Source organism: Paenibacillus sedimenti (genome assembly GCF_014534655.1).
Taxonomy (GTDB): Bacteria; Bacillota; Bacilli; order Paenibacillales; family NBRC-103111; genus Paenibacillus_E; species Paenibacillus_E sedimenti.
The window spans coordinates 1-21,153 of the sequence record NZ_JACVVD010000009.1 but is presented as its reverse complement, the minus strand read 5'-3'; the positions used below and the strand labels follow the sequence as shown (position 1 = coordinate 21,153).

The following is a 21,153-nucleotide window of genomic DNA, read 5'->3' as shown; positions in this document are numbered from 1 at the left end:
GCTGACATATGGATAACCACTTGAACATTCAGGATGCAATTTTTCTAGATGAAACAGCTTTAGCCGCTTTAATGAACCCTGAAGACCTCCACTATGCAAAAGCCCGTTCCCTGTTTCTGGATTTGTATGATCTTGAACGTAATTACGTGACGACCAACTCTATTATATTTGATCTTCACGAATGGCTTCGCAACGAATACAGCTATCAGCAAGCGGAATATTTTCTGAATGCAATTGATAAAGCAGTGAGTAAAGGTAAACTAGCGGTCATCTCCAGCGACCCCGAACTTGAGGGGGAATCACGCAGACTACTTATAGACAGGCCCGAGCTTCGTTTCTCGCTCAGCGAAGCATTCACTGCTGTGACTATGTCCTATTATCAGGTAAAACGCATCTTTACTTTCAATCGCAATTTCATGATGCTTGCCAATTTGGATAAGGATATTCGAATCATTCCATCCAATTAAAAGCCTTTAAACAGCAGCTGTTGAAGGATAATAAAGTTTTGAAGTAAAAAGGCGCTCACTTAGTTTAGTGAATGCCTTTTTATTTATTAGATAGAAGATTTAGAGATTAGGGGCAGCGTTCGGAGTGCCGTACACCAACAGAGCAGCTGTACGGTGAAAGGGGTAGGATAGCTAAATCATTTTGTGATTAGAACAATATGCCGACCATTGGCGGCGTTAACAATCTTCGCACAAACTTCAAAAAAACTTCATAACCTCATCGTATAATATATTTAAAAGATTGATGTCTATCGCAAGTTATCTCCGCGCACTGCAAATACGTAAAATGAGGTGATCGACACGTTGAGGAACCCTATAGGAATAAAGAAAGCTGTATATGGAATACTTGCAATGCTCGGCGGGTTATCATGGGTGGTCTGCAAATATCTGATCAATCATGGACCGCAGCCCTTCTCTTATGACGACTACAACAGAATGCTCACGCTACCCCTCCTTTTAATGCTGGCTGTTTTTACCGCTCTCCAAAGACACATCCTCGTTCGGTGGGGAAGGCTTGGACAATGGGCGGGTTACATCGGGTTGGCCGGGTTCATCCTACTCGCCGCGGGCAACATCCTTGAGTTTTGGATCGTTCTCCTGCAATCCGTACCCAATGCGTACGCCGCTTATAAAACAGGAAACACTCAGGTGTTCTTCGGTTCGCATTGGGGTTGGGGCTTGTTTTGCATCGGTTTCCTGCTGTTCGCAATGGCGTCTTTTCTAGCCGGAATTGCGGCATTCCGCTCCAAACTAAAAATTGCCTTCTGCCTGTTGATCGCAGTCTTCGGCGCCGTAGGGCTGCTCTCTTTCTTCAACGAGCCACTCCTAATACCGTTTGGCGCCGGTTGGTTCGTCATCGGAGGATTATGGATGATATCGAATAATCGAAACAACATACTTAACTCAAAGCCTTTTAATTGAAAAAAATAAATTCTCCGCAGTAATACGGGACTCGAATCCCAAAGATCAACCATGAGGGAACTTTTCCTATGAATTGAACCCAACAAAGCAGAGGGTGAGAATTTTGATGAAAAGAGTTGTTTTTCTTATCACCGCCTTATCGGCATTAATCGGCGGTATGATTTGGCTACGGATGGGCTTTGAGTTGTCCTTGATGTCCCCTGGTAACCCAAAAGATCAGGTTTACCGAAGTTCTCAGTCATTTATGCCATGGTTCGGATGCGGTATAGCTTGTATCGGCATAGGATTGGCTGGTTTATATGTTTCCGCAAAGGACGCAGGACGATTTGCACGATGGGCACTCATTGTTACTTTGCTCGGCTGCTTCATTTATCTTTACGGTACGATATCTCGTATTTCGATGAACTTGAGTATCCAATACGAAGTTGTACAGCCGATTGGTTTTCTAATAACCATCGCTGGCTTATTATTTTTTAGTGTAAGCATGCTGAGGGCGCAATTATTACCGTTATGGACCAGGGTTTTGCTGTTGTTGAGTTCCGTTTCGCTATTCATATTTAACGACCAATTCATTACCGCATGGTCGTCGGTTCCCTTCGGAATATCATGGATGGGGTTAAGTGTGTATCTATTTTGGAGATTTGCCCAAGCTCGAACCCCAAGTTCACAACGCTGAACTAACGGAGGAAAGATAGCTCCATAACAAAGATCAAGCAGGCTGCCGATTTTAAACTTGGTGGCCTGCTGTGCTAACTGGCAGTAGAGCGTGGTTAGATAGACCAGTTGAAAGGATTTTCTTACCTTTTGCTGAATTACATAGTATATTCTTCAGTTGGACACGAGTTAATTTTTCTAAACTACCAGGAAACTGTCGGGTGACAAGAACATATATGCTTAAAAGTCGCGTAGTTGCGGCTTTTTTTGTTTTAACGATATATGTTCTTGTCAAAAGCCAATGACAAGAACATATATCGTTTGCCGAATGATGACAAGAACTTGTATTGTTATGCGTAACTGAAAACCTTTCTCAACACCTGTTAGATTAGATGAATTTGAAAACGTAAGCTGGTAAGGTGTAACGATTAAGCTAACGGGCAGTTTTGTGTGGAACTATTGCTCAACTTAGTACGTCTTTTAATTGGAATGGCATTATTATTGGATAAAACTCGGGGGAACTTATAATCACAAGGGGTTGTCGTAACTGAAAAAATGGATTTTGTCCATATCGCGAGATTTCAAGCAGAGATGGTGTTCTTAAATTTATAAAAGGCCTGGACCATGAGGTGGAGATGATGATGTTCAGAGGAGAAAGAAGATCAGCCCTGCTTATGCTGGGAGTAATGCTGTTTGCGTGTACAGGATGCACTAGCGAGAAAGAACCGCAGACAAAGGAAATGCTGGCGGCTACGTCAACAGCATCAGCTCTACAGGAAGAGCCAAGACAGCCGAAAAAAGAGCATCGATCACGGTTTGTACCGGAAGAGGTGCGGGAAGGCGATAAGGTGGCCGGTCTTACGGTTCGTTCGGTGAAAGTAGGGCAGACGCCGATGTATCACGTAATTATGGAGTTGGACGGGGAGCTTAAGATGACCGGAAGCTATTTCCGTGGTCCAAATGAGGTCTATTTTTACCCAGATGAAGCCACTATAGAAAGGATTCCTCAGGTCGCAGGGACGAAGTCGCCTTGGACGGAGAGGTACCGTTTTGAATTTGCTGAGGGGAAGAAGGATCTTGGCGAAGCGCTGCTTGGAAAAGCGGAGGTCGTCACTAAAAGCTATACGCTCCGGTACGTTCCGGATACAGACTCTCAAAAGGGTTTGCTAGAGAATGGACAGAGTTATCTCGTGTTGGGGGATCTTAAACTGTCCTTTGAGCATGAGCGGCGCATGCAGGATGTTGCCAAGCCAATCTCAATTCGTGTGATGGAAAGGTTCCATGAGCTATCGGCGGAGCAAGAGAGCAATGCCTTGAAGTCCGGATGGAACGAATATCGCTGGAAAGGCATGAAGGTGCAGCTCGATACCTTGAATTTATGGCATCCGAATCGCGAGAAGCCATATGTTGGCGGCTTGATCGGAAACCATGCCGAAGTGTTAAGGACGGAGACCGTGCAGAAGGATGGGCTGGATCTGTTTTATTTGAAGGTCGAACGGGATAGGTATGACGAGAAGACGATGAGCTATAACGGTGAAATGAACTACGAGTATTGGCTAATTGCGGTTTATGAGAATGCGTCGGCTTCACGTCTTAGTGAAGCTAGACAGATTGCGCTAACCTTGGTGCTGACCTCGGAGAAGGAGGAGCTGCCAGGTGCGAAGGCACAGCTCCTTGAGCTGGCAAAGACATGGTCGCTTCCTCCCGAGGACTTTTTTACCACATAAGAAAGTATAAGTTTTCGGCTCCCGAAAACCGCTTTCTTATTGGCGATAAAACCTACCTCTAAACGCGGTCGCACTTCATTGAATGGCCTCGATAGAGGTTTTCTCATGAAGTGATTGATATGATGTGAGGACAACACTCGTAACAATAGGCAGAGAGGCCCGAAGTGGACTGCCGAGATGAGAGTGCAACCTTGTTAAGCTATTGGGCAGCATACTTCCAATATGTGTTAATGTAAACATACTATACTTCTGCGATGAAATCCGAGGGACGGAGTGAGGTAACGGGCAGAATAGTGAAATCACGGACTGTAGATTTATTATACGGTTCACCGCAAATATAGTTCGCGGTAAGCCCTAGCACTTCCGCCGCTCGATTATGAGTGAAATACAAACGACACCACAAGTTACCTGTTTCCTATTAAGGAAATTTGCAAGATAATTCCTATTTAACGTCGATTATGTAAAGGGATGAAGGGGAGAAAGTTAATGAAAAAGTTTGTTCTAGGATTAACATGTGGTTTTGCTTTAACCGCTACTACTGCGGTGTATGCGTCCGATACTTTGCAAGTATATTTGTTTCCTGCAATGTACGTATTTAATGGTCAGAGTAAAGCATTAGATAGTGAATATACAACATTAAATTTCAATGGACACGCATACGTTCCAGTTCGTTGGGTTGCCGAAAATCTGGGGAAACTCGTCAAATATGAGCATTATACGAAAACTATCTCAATTGTAAATACTAATTTGACTGAAGAGTTAGTTTTAGATAAAGATTTTCTTATAATTGCATCACAAGGAAAAATTAAAGGTATCGAATTTGGAATTGGGTCTAATAAAAATGAACTTATTCAAAAATGGGGAGAACCGCACGAAATAGGAACTTGGTCTACAGAATTTTATAGATGGCATAGTTACCATTTCTTTTTTTGGGAACCAGATGGGAACGCTGGTTCGATTAGGGTAAGCGGAAATGTGATACCATATCGTTTAAATGAAATTAGAGATTTCATCGGTGAACCACTAGATGAAGGTGAAGGTGTTGACGGCGGATGGTCTTATGTTTATCATGCGGGGGATTATCAGGTTTTCTTTACTGCTGATTCTAAAGAGTCACAAATACGTTATTTAAATTTAAAGAAGAAATAGATGTAAGTAAAAAAACGCTGCGTTTTACAAGTCTAGTATCAAAAAGCATCATCATTCGATGGTGCTTTTCTAAAGCTCATTAGAGTGTCTAGGAAGTCCGTAAGAGTATTCATGTGGCAATAACAACTTCTTTTCTGATTTGACTTTCTATTGTGATTCCTTCGTTTAAAGTTGGTTTGGATAGCCTAGCACCTTTAAAGCAGCTGGGTTACACCTATAGAGGTGCTGAACTCTTACCTGATAGACATTATTTAGTAAAGGCGAACCAAGAACTCACCAAATACATATGTATGAGAGCTAAAATAAATATTTACTTGAACAATTATCATTTAGAGATTATTTAAGAAATAACGAACGGGCGAGACTTCAATACGAAGAGCTTAAACGACAGTTAGTAATCCAAAATAGCAAGAATAAGCACAAATATGCAAATGATAAGACTGGCTTTGTCAATCCCATCTTGGAGAAAATACGAGAAGAAAATAACATTCACCCAAAATAATCGCACCATTGAGCGCGAGCTTTAGTTTAATCCTATACATCAAGAAGCTGCCGAGAAAATGACCGGCAGCTTTGTTGTATTAACTGGTTAGTTTAATGACTTGCCGAATAACATCAGTATCTTATTTCAAAAAATATGGGGAGATGATTTATTGAGTTTATATGTAGTGAGGCACGGTGAGACAGAATGGAATTATGAAAATAGAGTTTGTGGAACAACTGATATTCGGTTAACAAATAGAGGTATTGAACAGGCAAAAGATCTAGCACAACTACTTCGTAAGAAGCAAATAAATATCATCATATCTTCACCCCTGTGTAGAGCATTAAATACAGCAGAAATAATTTCAAAGGAAATATGTACAGATTACATTGTGGATCAACGACTTACTGAGCAGGATTATGGGGTTTTTGAAGGATCTCCTCATGACAACAAAGAATTTTTAGAAGCAAAACTTCATTTTGCAAACAAACTTTCCGGTGGGGAATCAATCTTACAAGTAGTACAAAGAATTTTCAATTTACTTGATGACATCAAAGAAAAGTACAGAAACCATAATGTGTTATTAGTAGCCCATGGTGGTGTCTGTAGAGTTATTAATGCCTACTTTAAAGAGCAGTCGAATGAAGAGTTTTATTATTTTCATATAGGAAATTGTGAATTAAAAGAATATAACTTTTGAACTGGTTGGTGCTTGGAAATGATGTACAAAATATTCAGTAAAACTCCAAAATAATCTTTACTACAGGAGCAGGCGCGGCAGCGACCTCTTTGAGTAACGGCCAGAGGTTTGTTATGATCAATCGTTTCTAAGAACCTTATCGGGCTAGCAATTGGAGATGCTAGATGCGACAAGACGACGCCATTCCGTTATAATGGTAGTTGAAAACGTTTCCGAAAGGGGCTGTGACTATGGGCAGAAACGATCGACTAGCCGAGCGGTTGACTCCGCTGTTAAAGAGCTTTATGGAGAAAGGACCGGCCGGCTGCGCCTGTACAGTAGTGCGCCGGGGAGAAGTAATTTATCAGGAAACCCTAGGGTATGCGGATTTGGAAAAAAAGAAAGAGATCGGTCCAAACACGATCTACCGGATTTATTCCATGACCAAAGTTATTACCTGTGTAGCAGCACTCATGCTTTATGAAAAGGGGCTCTATCTACTGAACGACCCGCTAGGGGAGTACTTGCCGGAGTTCCGAAACCCGCAGGTATACAGGTATAACGATTTCGGGGAGAAGACTTTGGTTCCAGCTGCGGGTCCGATCCGGATCAAGGATCTGTTTATGATGACCTCCGGGATTACATATGGCGGAGATGGAACCGAAACCGAACGCCAAACCCGCGTGATAATGGAGAATGCAGCAGAAACCATGGATACTCGAACGGCGGTGAAGGCTCTTGCGTCTGTACCGCTTGCTTTCGAGCCCGGCACGCGCTGGAAATACGGGATGAGCCACGATGTTCTTGCCGCGTTAATTGAAGTGCTGTCAGGCCAAAAATTCGGCGAGTTTCTGCAGAAGGAAATTTTCGAGCCGCTCGGTATGAAGGAAACCTCCTTCCGTATCAGGGAAGATCAGCGGGATCGCCTGTGCATGATGTATGATTGTGCTGCGGACGGCACGCTGACACCCAACATTAGAATGGACGCCTGCTACCAACCGGATTGCCAGCTGGAAAGCGGTGGAGCAGGGCTGCTTTCCACCATCGGGGATTACAGCAGGTTTGCGCAAGCTCTGGCGAAGGGCGGTGAATTAGACGGAACGCGTATCCTCAGCCCGAAGACGGTTCAATTGATGGCGACGAACCACTTGAATGCTCAGCAGCTCCGGGATTTCGACTGGTCGCAAATGAGCGGCTATGGCTATGGCCTGGGCGTTCGGGTTATGATCGATCCTGCGGCCGGTGGAATTAACGGTTCGGTCGGTGAATTCGGCTGGGCAGGCATGGCTGGCTCGTACTTGTTGAGCGATCCGAAGGAAGAGCTCTCTATCGTATACATGCAGCAGATGCTGCCGAGCCGGGAGCCTTTTATTCATCCCCGGCTGCGTTCCGTCATTTACGGGGCAATAGATTGAGCAGAAAACTTATAATAGTCGATATTTAAATCAAACAGCGGTAGTCTTGGACTCATATTTCTCGTCCAATACTGCCGCTGTTTGATTTTTGGAACCAGGTCGCTGAACTAACGGGCAGCATAGCGAAATTAATTCTTGATTTGAAATGAATACCACTTTATTATTAATTTTTTTGTTGATGCTATAACAAAAAGTGGAGAGGATGTGTTAGTGTGTGCAATATCGGATTAATTGGTGATTATGATGAGGAAGTCGTAGCACACTTGGCTATACCTCGAGCAATCCAACTGATAGCAGATGACCTGGGGGTCCAAATCAATTTCGATTGAGGTTTCAACGCCTTCGTTGGATCAAGATTTCGTACAGAAGCTATCCAAGTATCATGCCCTTTGGGTAGTTTCTGCCAGTCCTTACCGTAGCATGCAGGGGGCCCTCAATGGCATCCGGTTTGCTCGCGAAAATCATATTCCTTTTTTAGGTACGTGCGGTGGTTTTCAGCACATGATTATTGAGTTTGCAAGGAATGTCATGTGGCTTGCTGAAGCAGATCATGCTGAGGAAAACCCTACCGCTTCTTTGATATTAGCTAGTTTCTCCTCTGACATGCTCGGTAAGTGAAAAGATGCATACTTTTAAGCTAACCACCGGTTAGCCCTATGTTAGAAAAAGCAGGCTTGAACATTGCTGGAGTAGACCTTGATGGTGAAGTTCGAATTATGGAGCTTGATCAACATCCTTTCTTTATCGGGACGTTATTTCAACCAGAACGTTCAGCATTGAAAAATATCATTCATCCATTGATCAAAGCCTTCCTTCTTAAAGCCAGCCAATCATAATAACCTACTAAATTAATAACGGGAAACGAGAGTTCATCAGAATGAGGCTGCCGGCAAATGGATCCGGTAGCCTTCGCTAAGAAAGGACTTGATGGAGTTAATGATTTTAGCAGACCAAGTTTTACTTTTTAGCGAACGGCATCACTAGTAACTTTCAAGAACTTAATCACCTAGACCTTGAGATTCTAAAAGCGGAAGAATATCAGAACCGTATCAAAATTTTCTGTAGTGCTTATCAAGGCACTTTGTTTGGATTTGTGAATATAAAGGCATTCAATAAAGAGATCAGCGATCCGAATGGGAACCGTGTAGAATTAATGTCTATACGGTTCTTTTTTTTGGTGGCGATTAATAATGATGGGCATCGATCGGGAAAAACAGAATCAGGTTCTATTTGTAAATTTGGATGACCTGGTTCCTCGAGATCATGTGCTTCGATTAATTCGCAGCCGCGTTGACTTTACCTTCATCTACTAAAATTCACCCATCTTAAATGGAAACGAGAGATGGCCCGGTACCAAAAAGCCTACTCTGCAAAAGCAAAAGATTGCAAAACTTGTCCAATTCGTAATGAGCGTTTTGGGAAGACAGCTACAAAACGAGTGATTAGCTCGTCCGATGTTTCATTTAGCTATGGAAACCAACCGACAACGGGCAGGATCCAAGGAGTATAAGAGGGTCCAACGGCTACGAAGCATCTGGTGCGAAGGTACCTTTGGCACCTTAAGACGCAGCATAATTTAAGTAAAACCTATAAACGGAGCATTCGAAATGTGTTAGAAAGAATGTCTCTTTTCCTCATTGGCTTTTAACATAAAGCGTATGATAAAAGCTTGAGCGTAACCACTGTTTCAAGCACCATAATGACAAACTACTTACGTAAAACAAAACAAGTTGAGGAGCAAAGTGCTTCTCAACCCATTTTGTCAACAGCCCCAAATGACTAGGCTTTTTTTTCTATTTGATATCCAATTTCTTTGTCAAATTAGGCGAGATTGGAAAATCAGCTCGTTATGCTAACGGGTACTATAGTTTTCTTGCCTTGATTACAAAAGTTACAGGAAGCATCTTTGCTTTTTTTTTGCAAAATCGCTGTTACGAGATTGCATAATTTCATCATCAGATTGCTCAATCATTTGCTCAATGACAAATCCCGCTTTTGCCAACGCATTCACATAGGTTGATAGTTTACGGTCCGATAATGTTAGCATATTATTTTCTGCAACAACACATTTGTGTATAGGGTGAGACCAACTGAAAATAAATACGCCGTCTTTTTTTAGATAAGAAACAATCCGGCAAAAAGTAACCTCAAGGTTGGTAGTCCAGCCTATGGCATAAATCGAATAAATAAAGTCAAAATAATCCTCTGGTATGCCACATTTTTCTTCCATGGGAGAACAGATTAATTTTGCTGAAAGAGTTTGTGCATTCTAAAATCTCTCTCTTGTTTTTTGGGACATCATATTGGTACGCTGGCTTCTGCTGGTAAACCTGAATGTCAGTTATAAAATTTTGGGGAATGTAATATGAATTAATTGCTTTCGTCGAGTAAACAAGAATTTATAGATTTCCAGAGTGTAAGTATACAGTCACGGTTCGAGAGGAGTGTGCTTTTTCTTGTTTGTAACGTGCTGGTAATATTTTGTAAACATCCGGGGTACATTATTCCATAGACGAAGGGGAGAACAACAAGGCGGGTGAATGTGGTGATTTATAGGAAGGTCATCAATAATATTTTGAAAAAGGATGCACCATCAACAAACAACTATCAAAGTGACACGCTTCGACCAGTCCTCCCGCTATCGTCCGATCTGCAGAGCAATGTGCAGACCATTTTGCATTCCATCGGTAAAAGCCCAGATGTTGTAATAAGGGAATTCGCATTTGTACAAAAGGATGAAACCAAAATTGCGGTTATATATATGGAAGGATTGGCGGACGAAAAATCGGTCAACCAATTCATAATGGAACCGTTGAAGTCTGGAAACCGCGACGCGGGATTCGACTTGATAATCACCTCGGGTGCGGATGTTGTCGAGCAGTTGAAGTATATTCTGCCCGTTGGAGGAATCGAAGACGTCAAGGATATACAAAGCCTGTTCACGGCCATCTTGTCCGGGAAAGCCATCGTGCTTGCAGACGGGTATGACCGGGGCGTTCAGATCGGATTGAAGGGTGGGAAGGAACGCGCAATTGAGGAGCCTACTTCGCAAACCGTCATCCGGGGGCCGAAAGAAGGGTTTTCAGAAAGTATATCGACGAATATCGCTTTGGTGCGGAGGAAAATATTGGACCCCGAACTTTGGTTGGAATCGCTCAGGATCGGCCGGGTGACGAAAACGAACGTTTCCTTTATGTACTTACATGGGACCGCCAACGACGAGGTAGTCCGGGAAGTCCGGATGCGGCTGAAACGAATCCGCATCGACGGCATATTGGAAAGCGGGTATATTGAAGAATTGATCCAGGATAAGAGGTATACTCCATTTCCCACGATGTTTCATTCGGAAAGGCCGGATGTGATCGCGGCCGGCTTGCTGGAAGGGCGCGTTGCCATATTTGTGAACGGGACTCCATTCGTACTGCTCGTTCCCGCGATATTTCCGCAATTTTTCCACGCGGCCGAAGATTATTATCAACGGTCGGATATTGCCACCTTGCTTCGGATTATTCGCTACATCTCGTTCTTTATTGCCTTGCTTGGCCCGTCCGTATACATAGCGATAACGACTTTTCATCATGAAATGATTCCTTCGCCTCTGTTGATAAGTCTTACCGCCCAACGCGAAGGGGTGCCTTTCCCCGCGTTCGTCGAGGCATTGATGATGGAGGTTACGTTTGAACTGCTGCGCGAAGCAGGGGTACGTCTTCCCCGGGCAGTCGGACAGGCCGTATCGATTGTGGGAGCGCTTGTAATCGGTCAAGCGGCCGTGGAGGCGGGTGTGGTTTCGGCCGTTATGGTCGTCGTCGTATCGATTACGGCCATCGCCAGCTTCGTAATCCCCGCATATAACATGGGCATTGCCGTCAGAATGCTGCGTTTCGTTTTTATGGGATTGGCCGCGTCCTTCGGGCTATACGGGATTATCATCGGATTGTTCCTCTTCGTTCAACACTTGTGCAAACTCCGTTCCTTCGGCGTTCCGTTTATGTCGCCATACAGTCCGGTAACGTTAGCCGATCACAAAGACGTCATCTTTCGCGCGCCATGGCGGAGGATGCTCACTCGTCCATGGTTCATGTCGCAGAGCAATCAGGACCGGCAGGACAGTTCGCCCGAATAACAATACACGCACACCGTCGCTGCAAACAGGAGGATACCGTGAAGAAAACTTGTTTGATCATCCTGTGCTCCATTGTTGCTTCGGCTGCCGTTACCGGCTGCTGGAACCGCCGCGAATTGAACGATCTTGCCATCTCGACCGCAATGGGGCTGGACAAAGGGAAAGGCGGCAACATAATAGTTACCAATCAGCTCCTGTATCCAGAGGCGGTCTCCCCCAAAGATGGAGGAGGGGGACAGAGAGCTCCCGTCGCTTTGATGGAGGAAACAGAAGCCGGGGTACAGCAAGCCGTCCGAAAAATGACCATGAAAGTTTCAAAGAAAATTTATGTAGGCCATGTGCAGATACTTGTGATCGGAGAAGAGTTGGCCAGATCGGGAATCATCGAGACGCTGGAACATTACGCGAGGGACCATGAATACCGAAGGGATTTCTACGTGATCGTTGCCAAGGGGGCGAGGGCGAAAGATATTTTGAAAGTATTCACACCGTTCGAGTCCGTACCGGCAAACAAATTGCGCGATTCCCTCGAGTCGTCTTCCAAATCATGGGGAGCTTCCGCGGCAATTCGTTTCGGAGAACTGTTGTCAATGCTCATTGCCAAAGGCCGGGAACCTATATTGACCGGAGTTGCGGTGGAGGGCAAGGCGCAACAAGGGGCTGCTAAAGAAAACGTCGAGCGGATTTATGTACCGACCAATCTGGAATACACAGGTCTCGCGGTCTTTAAAAATGATAAACTCGTCGGTTGGTTAAATCAAATGGACAGCCTGGGTGTGAATTTTGTAAGAGGAAAGGTGAAAAGCTCCAACATAGCCATACCTTGTCCCGGGAGCAATGAGCAGGCATTCTTCGAAGCGATCCGCACGAATGCGAAGAGCAAAGTCGAGTTGAAGAATGGCAATCCGGTTATTCAGGTCAAGGTGAGCGGCGAAGGCAACATGTCGGACGCCAAATGTCCCGTCGATATGACCAAGCAGGATGCGATTCGCGATATGGAGAGATTGGTTAACAAAACGGTTAAAGAAATCGTAGAATCTTCCGTCAAAACGGCTCAAAAAAAGTACAAATCCGACATATTCGGTTTTGGAAACGCGGTCGAGCGTTCAATACCGAAATATTGGTATACAGTGGAGAAGGAATGGGACGATATATTTCCGGATGTGCGGGTTCATGTATCCTCAGACATACAAATCCGGGAAATTTTCAAGACGAAAAAAACGTTGCCGGAGCGTATGAAGGAGTAGAGCACGCATGGTATGGCATATTGCAGGAATTTTTGCGCTTGGCGCACTTATCGCGTCTGTGGAAATACCCGCTCTTCTCAAAAAAAAGCGGAAGAAGGATATGTGGGCGGTTTTCTTGCTGCTGGGAACGGGAATTGTCATGAATGTGGCGACTATTCTGGATCTGAACATCCCAAGCCCGTTGAATTGGATCAAGGCCGTATATGAGCCGTTCGGCAAGGCGATCTTGAGCATATTATCATGAGAGGCGGTTACTTATGCAGGATAACGGCAACATAGAACCCGTCCAGCTTCGAAAACTGGTCGTGTTATTTATGCTTGGAAGAGCGATCTTGATTGTGCCGGGCATCCTCGCATCGGAGTCGAAGCAGGATGCGTGGATTTCCTCCGCGGGCGGATTGCTGATCGGCCTTTGCTTCGTTTTATTGTACCGGAAATTAGGTGAGCTCTATCCGGGAGTGACTTTGGCGGAATACGCCCAGAAGTTTCTGGGCTCGTGGGTGGGGAAAGCCGTAGCCTTTCTATTTTTCGTTTATGCCTTCTTGCTTGGTTCGATGATCGTCCGTTCTCTTGGTGTTTTTATGGCGTCGACGATGATGCCCGAAACGCCGATCGAGTGGATCATGGGAATGTTCTTGTTTGCAGCGGCGATCGGTGTGCGGAATGGGCTTGAAAACATGGGAAGAACCGCGGACATATTTTTTTTGCTGGCCATGCCGCTTTTCATCTTATTTGTTGTTTCTGTTATCCCGCAGATTGAACTCGATAATCTCCAACCTGTGTTGGGCAAAGGGATTCGGCCGGTGTTGCGCGGGGTGTACCAGCAACTCGGATTTCCATACATGAGCCTTTTTTTATTTCTAATGATACTTCCATTTGTCAATAAAAACCACGAAGCGGGGAAGGCATTCGCGCAAGGAACTTTGATCGGGGGATCGTGCCTGTTGATTGTAACAGCCCTCTGCATTCTGGTCATGGGAAGCGACGGAACCGCAAACGAATTGTATCCGGGCTACGAACTGGCAAGAACTATCGAAATCGACATATTCCAACACGTGGAAGCGATCATGGCGTTGATCTGGTTCATATCGATCTACTTCCAGGAGGTTGTCTGCTGCTATGCGGCCGTTTTGATTCTTGCCCAAACGTTCAATTTAACCGATCAACGTCCGCTTGTGTTCCCTGTCGCTTTCATGCTGCTCCCTTCGGCGCTGATCATTGCGCCCAATGTCAGCATTCTCATAGAGTTTACCGTTAAGACATGGACCGCCTTTTCGCTTACGTTCGGTCTATTCATACCGTTCATTCTGCTGGTTGCGGCATTCGTCAGACGTCGGTACAACCGCCAAACAAGCGGATAAACTTGTCCATGGATTGTTCCGCCGAGAGGCATTCAAAAATATATTGATGTTGTGCGACGAAAACGATAGTGAAAACAGCTACCGCGGGGTAGCCGTTATTGCGTTAACGATAGTATTATTCATTACAGCCGACTATCGTAACTTTTTCCAAAAAAACCGTCTCTAAATTATTAAAAAGGATTTATGGGGATTCTTGCCAAGAAGGCTTTTTTTAATAGTTTGTTTATTACTTTTGTTCACAACAGTTATTGATTGCTCACAATAGGATTCTAACAAATTGCAATTGTCTGGGATGATTTTAATAACGAGGTTCTTCCGGCTCTAATAAGTCCTAGAATAGTTAAATATTGTAGTTGTTCGTAACTTATCACTTACATTTTCGTCTAAAGGTTATACTGAATATGGGTGAGAATATAGAAAAATATAGTATTAGGAGTAGCCTTAGCACTTTTCGTATGTGTATTTGCTGGTTGTAGTATCTCGTCAGAAGCCGAAAAGGGGAATTACAATATTGCAAAGGAAGAGCAAAGAATCTTAGTAGCGAAGAACATCTCTTGGAAAGATGCAGAAAGTAAGACCTTTGAAGCCCTTAAAAAGAATGATGTTGAATTAGTCAATTATATCATTGAAGATACCCAACTCTACAAGGAGCTGACGATAGGCGAAAAAGTTAATGTAACTCCCAAAACGAATGACAAAGGTGAATATGTTGTAATGCAATCCGACCCTCCACAAATTGTAGCTGGTAAAATAGAAAGACAGAAGCAATAAAGCATTAAATAGATTATTAGTCGTTGAGCTAACGAAAAGCGATAGGACAATAACAACAGGCTGCTGGTTTACTCTGCAGCCTGTTGAAGTAACTGGCAGTAGTGCGTGGTTGAATGGCTATTTATTATCGCTCCCTATTAGTGATACGGGTCACTGTAGTGTAACTAAACACAAAGTTCTGTTTGATCATAAGAATTACATTAGTATATAGAGATAAAGCCACTCCTGACAACGGAGTTGTTTCTTTAATAGAACTTCTCTTTATTTTAAGCATAATAGCCACCTTCGGAAGGATAAATGTTATTAAATGTTATTCTCCAAATAGTATTTATATATCTTGCTGAACGCTCGATTTGCCATTGATTGATTATATACAGGCACCTTAGGTTTCTTCATTTAAGTGTTGTTCATTGCGGCGGCTATGGGGTTAAGTGGTATGTTATTGCTTGGTGATATAAACTATTATAAGGCCCGCATCGTCTAATTAATGACTTCCAAATGAACGGAGTGCTGCTATTGTTGAACAAAAAAGGTATGCTTATATTCATATCCTTTGCATTCATGCTTGTTTCCTGTCAAGGTAATCCGGGTCAAGGACCGGAGGGCGGCGATTCTCCTATGTCTGCCGTTAAGCCGTTGAAGGCCGATTTGATTCAACCAAATGGGACAAATGTGGCAGAACGCATTGCTGTGCCCAATGGTTTCGAACGGATGCCTGTTGAGACCGGATCTTATGAAGAATATTTACGTCAGATTCCGCTTAAGCCTCATGGCTCCAAGGTTCATTTATTTAACGGTGAGTTAAAGGCGAAAGAGGTTTACGAAGCGGTATTGGATGTGGATGTGGGGGAACGGGATCTCCAGCAATGTGCCGATTCGGTGATGAGACTGAGAGCGGAATATTTATACGGTAAGGGATGGTATGACAAGATACATTTTGACTTTACCAATGGCTTCAAAGCAGATTATGCTACGTGGACGAAAGGAAATCGGATTGAGGTTTCAGGGAATAAGGTTTCCTGGGTGAAACGTGGAGCCCGCTCCAATAGCTATGAGGGCTTCCGCAGCTATCTGAACATGGTGTTTGCGTATGCAGGTACTCTATCCTTGGCAAAGGAGATGGAGCATATAACTCTATCGGATATGCGACCCGGAGATGTTTTCCTCGAAGGCGGATCACCAGGACATGCGATTGTAGTAATGGATATGGCCCAAAATCCAAAAAACGGCGAGAAGCTCTTTCTCCTGGCTCAGGGATATACGCCTGCACAAGAAATCCACATTCTGGAGAACCCTTCTAATGGTAAGGGAAATCCCTGGTACAATATCTCCTTTGGTGATAAATTGCAAACACCGGAGTGGAAATTTACGAATGAGCAGCTGTTCCGATTCTATAATTGAGCCTAAAGGGAGAATGACGTACATATTAAACGGAATAAGAGAACATCTTGCAGCGAAGGGATAGACTGAAAGTGGAACTTACAAGATGGAAAAGAGGCGGCCAGCGCCTCCCCATGCTTATGTCGGGTTCCCGTTTCTATCCTAGAACCGAGTCGATAAATCGATAGTGCTTCTTTCTGTTATTTCCTACTGTTAATTTTGACATTGAACAAACGAGGAACGATAGCACAAACAACAGGCTGTCGGCTTACTCGGCAATCTGTTGAAGTAGCTGGCAGGATAATTCAGTATACCTGATCTTTATCCTCCTAATTGTTTGATACGAATGCAAAATTACCCTGGCGCAATAACCATGGAACAGCTCGCCGCGCGGTAGCTGCACCATGTTCCCGTTGATCTAAAGGGCAGTTTCTTGTGGTAATGTAAGTAATACAAGGGGTGAAGCATATTGACTCAGGAAGAAGTATTAGAAGGCGGTAATATTAATCACATTGTTCGCAAAGAAAACACTGTACTCCGCCCCACAGGCAATTAGAGTCCGTGTGTTCATGAACTACTTAAGCATCTGGAAAAACAAAGCTTTGAAGGTGCGCCAAAATTTCTTGGAATCGACGATTCTGAACGTGAAATATTAACATTTATTTCTGGGGAAGTTTCAGGTAATAAATACCCTGAGCTTGAACCATATATGTGGTCGGATGAAACACTTGTGGGATTAGCACGACTTTTGCGTCGTTTCCATGATACGACTGAAGGATTCACTCTCACGTCGGAAAGCAAATGGCAACTTAGCTATTCTGACGAAGGCCAGCACGAAGTGATCTGTCATAATGACGCAGCGTTGTACAATGTGGTCTTTCAACAAGGGGTCCCTGTGGCACTGATTGATTTTGATATGGCAGGCCCAGGTCCCCGTATGTGGGACATTGCGTATTCCCTGTACACTTAGGTTCCGCTTGCTAGCTTTGCACCTGACTATTCTTCGGAAAAAACAATGTCATACCAATCCGACTTACATGCAGCAGAGCGAAGTCGGCGAATTCATTTGTTTTTTGAATCATATGGAACTCCCATTCCTAATGAATTGCAACAGTGGATTATTCAACGATTGACTACACTTTGCGATACATTACGAAATGGTGCTGCCGATGGAAATCCTGCCTATCAAAAAATGGTTGAAAAAGGACACTTGGCGCACTATGAGCGTGAGATTGAGTTTGTAACAGATAATTTTGAAGACTGGATAAGGAATTGATCATTAATCTATCGGCGAACGTTAGTGCAAAAAAACAAACCACGACGAAGCTGCCGCGATAATCGGCAGCTTTGTTGCGCTAACGGGCAGTTATCTTCAGTGAATTGATGTGGTAACATATTGATAAAGTATCGATTCAGAATATGGATTTGCTCAGGACGCTGGATTGCAGGCGCTCATCACACACGAGGTGAACACAGGGCGATTGCGCGACGATCTGCCGTCGCCATTCATCGCCAAAATAGTGTCCACCATACTGACGCATGCAACCGAGCTGACCGACACCGCAGAACCTTCCGAGATGGAGGAGACACTAGAGCACTTGATTATGCTGCTGAAAGACGGTTTATCCAAGAAACGATAGGAGTGAAGGAAAAGGATGAGGACAACGACAGAGGTAGGGGGATTCACGTTCCCGATCGGCTACCATCAGCTGCATAAAGTTAAGATTATTGATTATCAGTTAAACAGATGGTACTCGTTCGGATATACGCAACTGCACGAAATGCGGGAAGCGGCAAGACTCATCAAGACGCTGGACGATTGGAAACCTGTCATGCTTCAGATGGCTTCAAGAGCGCTTCAAGAGGAGCGATATGTCGAGGCGGCATTCGCCTTCCGGGCTGCGGAGTTCTTCGCGCTTCCGTCGGACCCCGACAAGAAAAGGATTTATGGCCGTTTTTTGGAAATATTCTATGATAAAGCATATCCAAATCATGTATTTGAGCGCGGGCGTGTTCCGTATGAAGGTGGCTATCTTCCGACGTTATATGTGCCTTCCCGCACCAATCAGCGTTTAGGTACTGTTGTCATCCATGGCGGCTTCGATTCGTTCGTAGAAGAGCTTTATTCATGGGCCGATACACTTGCCCGCCGCGGTTACGACGTCGTGCTGTTCGAAGGGCCAGGCCAAGGTGGAGCTTTGAAGAACTACGGCTTGCCCCTTACACATGAATGGGAGAAGCCAGTAAAGGCGGTACTCGACCACTATCAGCTCGACAATGTAACGCTGCTTGGCGTTTCCATGGGGGGATGGCTTTGCTTCCGTGCCGCTGCTTTCGAGACTCGTATTAAACGAGTGATCGCCTCCAGTGTTGCTTTCGATTATTTACAAATTCCTCCGGCTCCTGTTGCCTGGTTTGCAAAGGTGCTGCTCAAGCTGCCGAATACAATGAATAAACTGGCTTATCTGAAAGCAAGGGCAAGAATGCAGGAGCGATGGGGGATATACAACTTGATGTATATTACGAAGAAGGACACGCCAATTGAGGCGTCTAAGGTAATGCTTCAGCTCAATGAGGAAAATCTTCATTCTAATAAGGTCACCCAGGATGTGCTTATTCTGACGGGGGCTAAGGACCACTTTATCCCACTGAAAATCCATCATAAGCAAATAGCAGCCTTGATCCACGCCAAATCCGTCACCGGGAGAATTATTAGGAAGGAAGAGCAAGGACATAATCATTGCCAAGTAGGCAACATGGGCCTTGCCTTAAAGTTAATGGCAGATTGGCTAGATGCACGGTTGCGTGATTAAGATCCGTGGTACTCCGAGTTCGGGAAGTCGCCGCTCTGCTAGATACGCCTCCGAAATCTACCAAGAAATGAAATATGCGGTTTTGTGGCACGGATCGTTGCAATTGAAGGCAGCATGCTTGGAATGGCCATCCCAAAGAGTTGGTTCACGCAATGGGAGGACAGATTATAGTCAACTCGAGAATTGGCTATGGAGACAATAAGCATTATTTGAAACACGTAACACATGATGCTGCAGTTGCAATGTGACGAGACTTCACATAATGAAGTACACAACGATCGAAGGTGCATTTCTCACATGCAAATGTAATGCCGAACCGTATCCTAAATGATCTATATAACATCCAGGAAGCAGGATCGTTAAAATGACAGATGATAAAAAAGAACGTTACCGCTTCAGTGAAGCGCCTATTTGGAAGTTCCAGCGAAAAAGGAACGAAGGCGTGGAGCAACGACCAAGTGCCTCCCAACAACCTTGCTGAAAACAGCATTCGTCCCTTTACCATAGGACGCAAAAACTGGCTCTTTAGCGGAAGTCCGAAAGGAGCTTCGGCGAGTGCCGCCGTTTACAGCATCATCGAAAGTGCTAAGGCAAATGGTCTTAATCCGTTTAAATACCTTCAATTCATCTTCAGCCAATTGCCGGGGGTGCAGTTCGGCCAGCATCCGGAATTTCTTGAAGATTACCTTCCTTGGAGTTCTGAAGTTCAAGAAGCCTGCCGATAGAGCAAAACTCATTTACTCGGGTTTTGCTCTTTTTCCATCCACCGAGTTATTTGGCGCTTACGATTCAGAATGGGGGGCTAAACTAATGAGGTTGAGGGATTCTAAGATGGAATTTAATTTCAAGAAGACTCTTATAATTTACCCGTTGATGTTTCTAATCTTTTTAATAATTGTTCATTTCATGATTGGAATCAACAAACCTATATTAATCTTCTTCGTGGTGTTCTTTATTATTAGCATGCTTTACATGAAGGGGTATTACTGGAAACTACATGGTGGACTGTTAGCGAAATATATATTTTTCTGCAAGAGCAGTGAATTCAATGTTGATGAAATTCAACAAATCACATCGGTCACGATACAAAAAATCGGAACGGTTACTTTCCGTTTAGGGAAAGGACCGGATGAGGATGAATATATCTTTTTGTTACGGGATGGAAATGAAATTAAATCATTTGCACATTGCTTAAACAGAGATGGGAAATCAATAGGAAGATATCTAAATGAAAAATACAAGATAAGGCTAGTAGAGAAAACGAAGTATAAATTGAATAATATATAGGATCAAAAAATAATTGTTAACGTATCTTGATTTCAGAGTAATCCATTAAACTAACGGAAACTATAGTTCAATGATCGGTAGTCTAAAAGATTTAGAGAGAAGCTAAAAAGCCCGAGGAATTAATAATCTTTTCGGGCCTTAATCTTATCTAAATCTCATTCACATTCCTACATTTCGGAAATGAGCTGCAACTCCAAAACTCACCTTTTGGACCTTTGCGCAAAACCATCCTACTTCCGCACTTGGAGCAAGCTTTTTTAAACTGCTGGTAATGCTTCTTTTACTGCTTTCGGTGTAGGTGTTGCACCAGGATTTAGCTTAAGAATCATTTCAACAAGTTGTTCCCGGTTGATCAAACGAATTTTATTTGATCGTGCCAATGCATAAGCTTCATCAGTATACTCCCTATTTGCGATTACTGTTTGAAGAAAATAAAGTTCTAGACCGAAAAATAAAGTGTTAGACTCGGAAAATAAAGTTGTAGACTGAGAAAATAAAGTATTAGACTGACAATGCTTCATTAAGCTATTCCAGCTAATAGCTTGTCAATATTTAATTATTAATGGTTAATTCATGAGGTGGTATACTTAAAAATGTGTATGGGAAAGAACCGTCCCACTTAGCACGGAAATATAT

General features: G+C 43.8%; 21 protein-coding genes and 4 pseudogenes. 22 read left to right on the top strand and 3 right to left on the bottom strand.

What is annotated here, in order from left to right; genetic code table 11:
- Nucleotides 1-8 precede the first annotated feature (8 nt).
- The 11 genes and pseudogenes from ICC18_RS22320 (at nucleotide 9) to ICC18_RS34385 (ending at nucleotide 8,848) form a co-directional block, all read left to right on the top strand.
- Nucleotides 9-467, top strand: coding sequence for a hypothetical protein (locus ICC18_RS22320; RefSeq protein ID WP_188176675.1), 459 nt, complete (start codon nucleotides 9-11; stop codon nucleotides 465-467).
- A gap of 342 nt (nucleotides 468-809) precedes the next feature.
- Nucleotides 810-1,427, top strand: a complete 618-nt coding sequence (locus ICC18_RS22315; protein ID WP_188176674.1) for a hypothetical protein — start codon at nucleotides 810-812, stop codon at nucleotides 1,425-1,427.
- A gap of 106 nt (nucleotides 1,428-1,533) precedes the next feature.
- Nucleotides 1,534-2,103, top strand: coding sequence for a hypothetical protein (locus ICC18_RS22310; protein ID WP_188176673.1), 570 nt, complete (start codon nucleotides 1,534-1,536; stop codon nucleotides 2,101-2,103).
- A 613-nt stretch (nucleotides 2,104-2,716) separates the two neighbouring features.
- The gene (locus ICC18_RS22305; protein ID WP_188176672.1) at nucleotides 2,717-3,808 is read left to right on the top strand and encodes a hypothetical protein; all 1,092 of its coding nucleotides are present in this window, start codon (nucleotides 2,717-2,719) and stop codon (nucleotides 3,806-3,808) included.
- 486 nt (nucleotides 3,809-4,294) lie between these two features.
- Nucleotides 4,295-4,957, top strand: a complete 663-nt coding sequence (locus tag ICC18_RS22300) for a stalk domain-containing protein (protein WP_188176671.1) — start codon at nucleotides 4,295-4,297, stop codon at nucleotides 4,955-4,957.
- Nucleotides 4,958-5,330: 373 nt separating this feature from the next.
- Nucleotides 5,331-5,459 (top strand): annotated as a pseudogene (locus ICC18_RS34825) (GrpB family protein); the annotation flags it as partial.
- A 151-nt stretch (nucleotides 5,460-5,610) separates the two neighbouring features.
- A complete protein-coding gene (locus ICC18_RS22290; RefSeq protein WP_188176670.1) occupies nucleotides 5,611-6,141 on the top strand; it encodes a histidine phosphatase family protein in 531 nt (176 codons plus the stop codon).
- A gap of 230 nt (nucleotides 6,142-6,371) precedes the next feature.
- On the top strand, nucleotides 6,372-7,535 hold the full coding sequence (locus ICC18_RS22285) for a serine hydrolase domain-containing protein (protein ID WP_188176669.1): 1,164 nt from the start codon (nucleotides 6,372-6,374) through the stop codon (nucleotides 7,533-7,535).
- 345 nt (nucleotides 7,536-7,880) lie between these two features.
- Nucleotides 7,881-8,153 (top strand): glutamine amidotransferase-related protein, encoded by a 273-nt coding sequence (locus ICC18_RS33945; RefSeq protein WP_223192780.1) that lies wholly within the window; start codon nucleotides 7,881-7,883, stop codon nucleotides 8,151-8,153.
- A 38-nt stretch (nucleotides 8,154-8,191) separates the two neighbouring features.
- On the top strand, nucleotides 8,192-8,371 hold the full coding sequence (locus tag ICC18_RS33940) for a CTP synthase (RefSeq protein WP_223192779.1): 180 nt from the start codon (nucleotides 8,192-8,194) through the stop codon (nucleotides 8,369-8,371).
- Between the two features lie 354 nt (nucleotides 8,372-8,725).
- Entirely contained in the window at nucleotides 8,726-8,848 is a 123-nt protein-coding gene (locus ICC18_RS34385; protein WP_262495889.1) for a hypothetical protein, read from the top strand.
- A 549-nt stretch (nucleotides 8,849-9,397) separates the two neighbouring features.
- On the opposite strand, the pseudogene ICC18_RS22275 reads toward ICC18_RS34385, so the two are convergent.
- Nucleotides 9,398-9,792: pseudogene (locus tag ICC18_RS22275) on the bottom strand (methyltransferase domain-containing protein); the annotation flags it as partial.
- Nucleotides 9,793-10,077: 285 nt separating this feature from the next.
- On the opposite strand from ICC18_RS22275, the gene ICC18_RS22270 reads away from it, so the two are divergent.
- From ICC18_RS22270 to ICC18_RS22225, 11 genes and pseudogenes are all read left to right on the top strand, one after another.
- Nucleotides 10,078-11,658 carry a spore germination protein gene (locus ICC18_RS22270; RefSeq protein WP_188176907.1) on the top strand — a complete coding sequence of 527 codons (1,581 nt, stop codon included), beginning with the start codon at nucleotides 10,078-10,080 and terminating at the stop codon, nucleotides 11,656-11,658.
- A gap of 38 nt (nucleotides 11,659-11,696) precedes the next feature.
- Nucleotides 11,697-12,905 carry a Ger(x)C family spore germination protein gene (locus tag ICC18_RS22265; protein ID WP_188176668.1) on the top strand — a complete coding sequence of 403 codons (1,209 nt, stop codon included), beginning with the start codon at nucleotides 11,697-11,699 and terminating at the stop codon, nucleotides 12,903-12,905.
- A gap of 7 nt (nucleotides 12,906-12,912) precedes the next feature.
- Nucleotides 12,913-13,149 carry a hypothetical protein gene (locus ICC18_RS22260; RefSeq protein ID WP_188176667.1) on the top strand — a complete coding sequence of 79 codons (237 nt, stop codon included), beginning with the start codon at nucleotides 12,913-12,915 and terminating at the stop codon, nucleotides 13,147-13,149.
- A gap of 13 nt (nucleotides 13,150-13,162) precedes the next feature.
- Nucleotides 13,163-14,266 carry a GerAB/ArcD/ProY family transporter gene (locus ICC18_RS22255; protein WP_188176666.1) on the top strand — a complete coding sequence of 368 codons (1,104 nt, stop codon included), beginning with the start codon at nucleotides 13,163-13,165 and terminating at the stop codon, nucleotides 14,264-14,266.
- A 1,287-nt stretch (nucleotides 14,267-15,553) separates the two neighbouring features.
- Nucleotides 15,554-16,438 carry a DUF4846 domain-containing protein gene (locus tag ICC18_RS22250; RefSeq protein ID WP_223192777.1) on the top strand — a complete coding sequence of 295 codons (885 nt, stop codon included), beginning with the start codon at nucleotides 15,554-15,556 and terminating at the stop codon, nucleotides 16,436-16,438.
- A 688-nt stretch (nucleotides 16,439-17,126) separates the two neighbouring features.
- Complete coding sequence (locus ICC18_RS33935; RefSeq protein ID WP_223192776.1) at nucleotides 17,127-17,387, top strand: phosphotransferase; 261 nt, start codon at nucleotides 17,127-17,129, stop codon at nucleotides 17,385-17,387.
- Nucleotides 17,388-17,432: 45 nt separating this feature from the next.
- A complete protein-coding gene (locus ICC18_RS33930) occupies nucleotides 17,433-17,693 on the top strand; it encodes a hypothetical protein (protein WP_223192775.1) in 261 nt (86 codons plus the stop codon).
- A 205-nt stretch (nucleotides 17,694-17,898) separates the two neighbouring features.
- Nucleotides 17,899-18,057, top strand: coding sequence for a hypothetical protein (locus ICC18_RS22240; RefSeq protein ID WP_188176664.1), 159 nt, complete (start codon nucleotides 17,899-17,901; stop codon nucleotides 18,055-18,057).
- A gap of 15 nt (nucleotides 18,058-18,072) precedes the next feature.
- Nucleotides 18,073-19,230: an alpha/beta hydrolase family protein gene (locus tag ICC18_RS22235; RefSeq protein ID WP_188176663.1), complete on the top strand. Its 1,158-nt coding sequence runs from the start codon at nucleotides 18,073-18,075 to the stop codon at nucleotides 19,228-19,230.
- 467 nt (nucleotides 19,231-19,697) lie between these two features.
- Nucleotides 19,698-19,955, top strand: a pseudogene (locus ICC18_RS22230) (transposase domain-containing protein); the annotation flags it as partial.
- A complete protein-coding gene (locus tag ICC18_RS22225; RefSeq protein WP_188176662.1) occupies nucleotides 19,906-20,517 on the top strand; it encodes a hypothetical protein in 612 nt (203 codons plus the stop codon). The pseudogene ICC18_RS22230 and the gene ICC18_RS22225, both read left to right, overlap by 50 nt.
- A gap of 148 nt (nucleotides 20,518-20,665) precedes the next feature.
- Here ICC18_RS22225 and ICC18_RS34820 read toward each other — a convergent pair.
- Both ICC18_RS34820 and ICC18_RS22215 read right to left on the bottom strand, forming a co-directional pair.
- Nucleotides 20,666-20,758, bottom strand: a pseudogene (locus tag ICC18_RS34820) (topoisomerase DNA-binding C4 zinc finger domain-containing protein); the annotation flags it as partial.
- A gap of 16 nt (nucleotides 20,759-20,774) precedes the next feature.
- Nucleotides 20,775-21,038: a restriction endonuclease gene (locus tag ICC18_RS22215; protein ID WP_188176661.1), complete on the bottom strand. Its 264-nt coding sequence runs from the start codon at nucleotides 21,036-21,038 to the stop codon at nucleotides 20,775-20,777.
- Nucleotides 21,039-21,153: the final 115 nt, after the last annotated feature.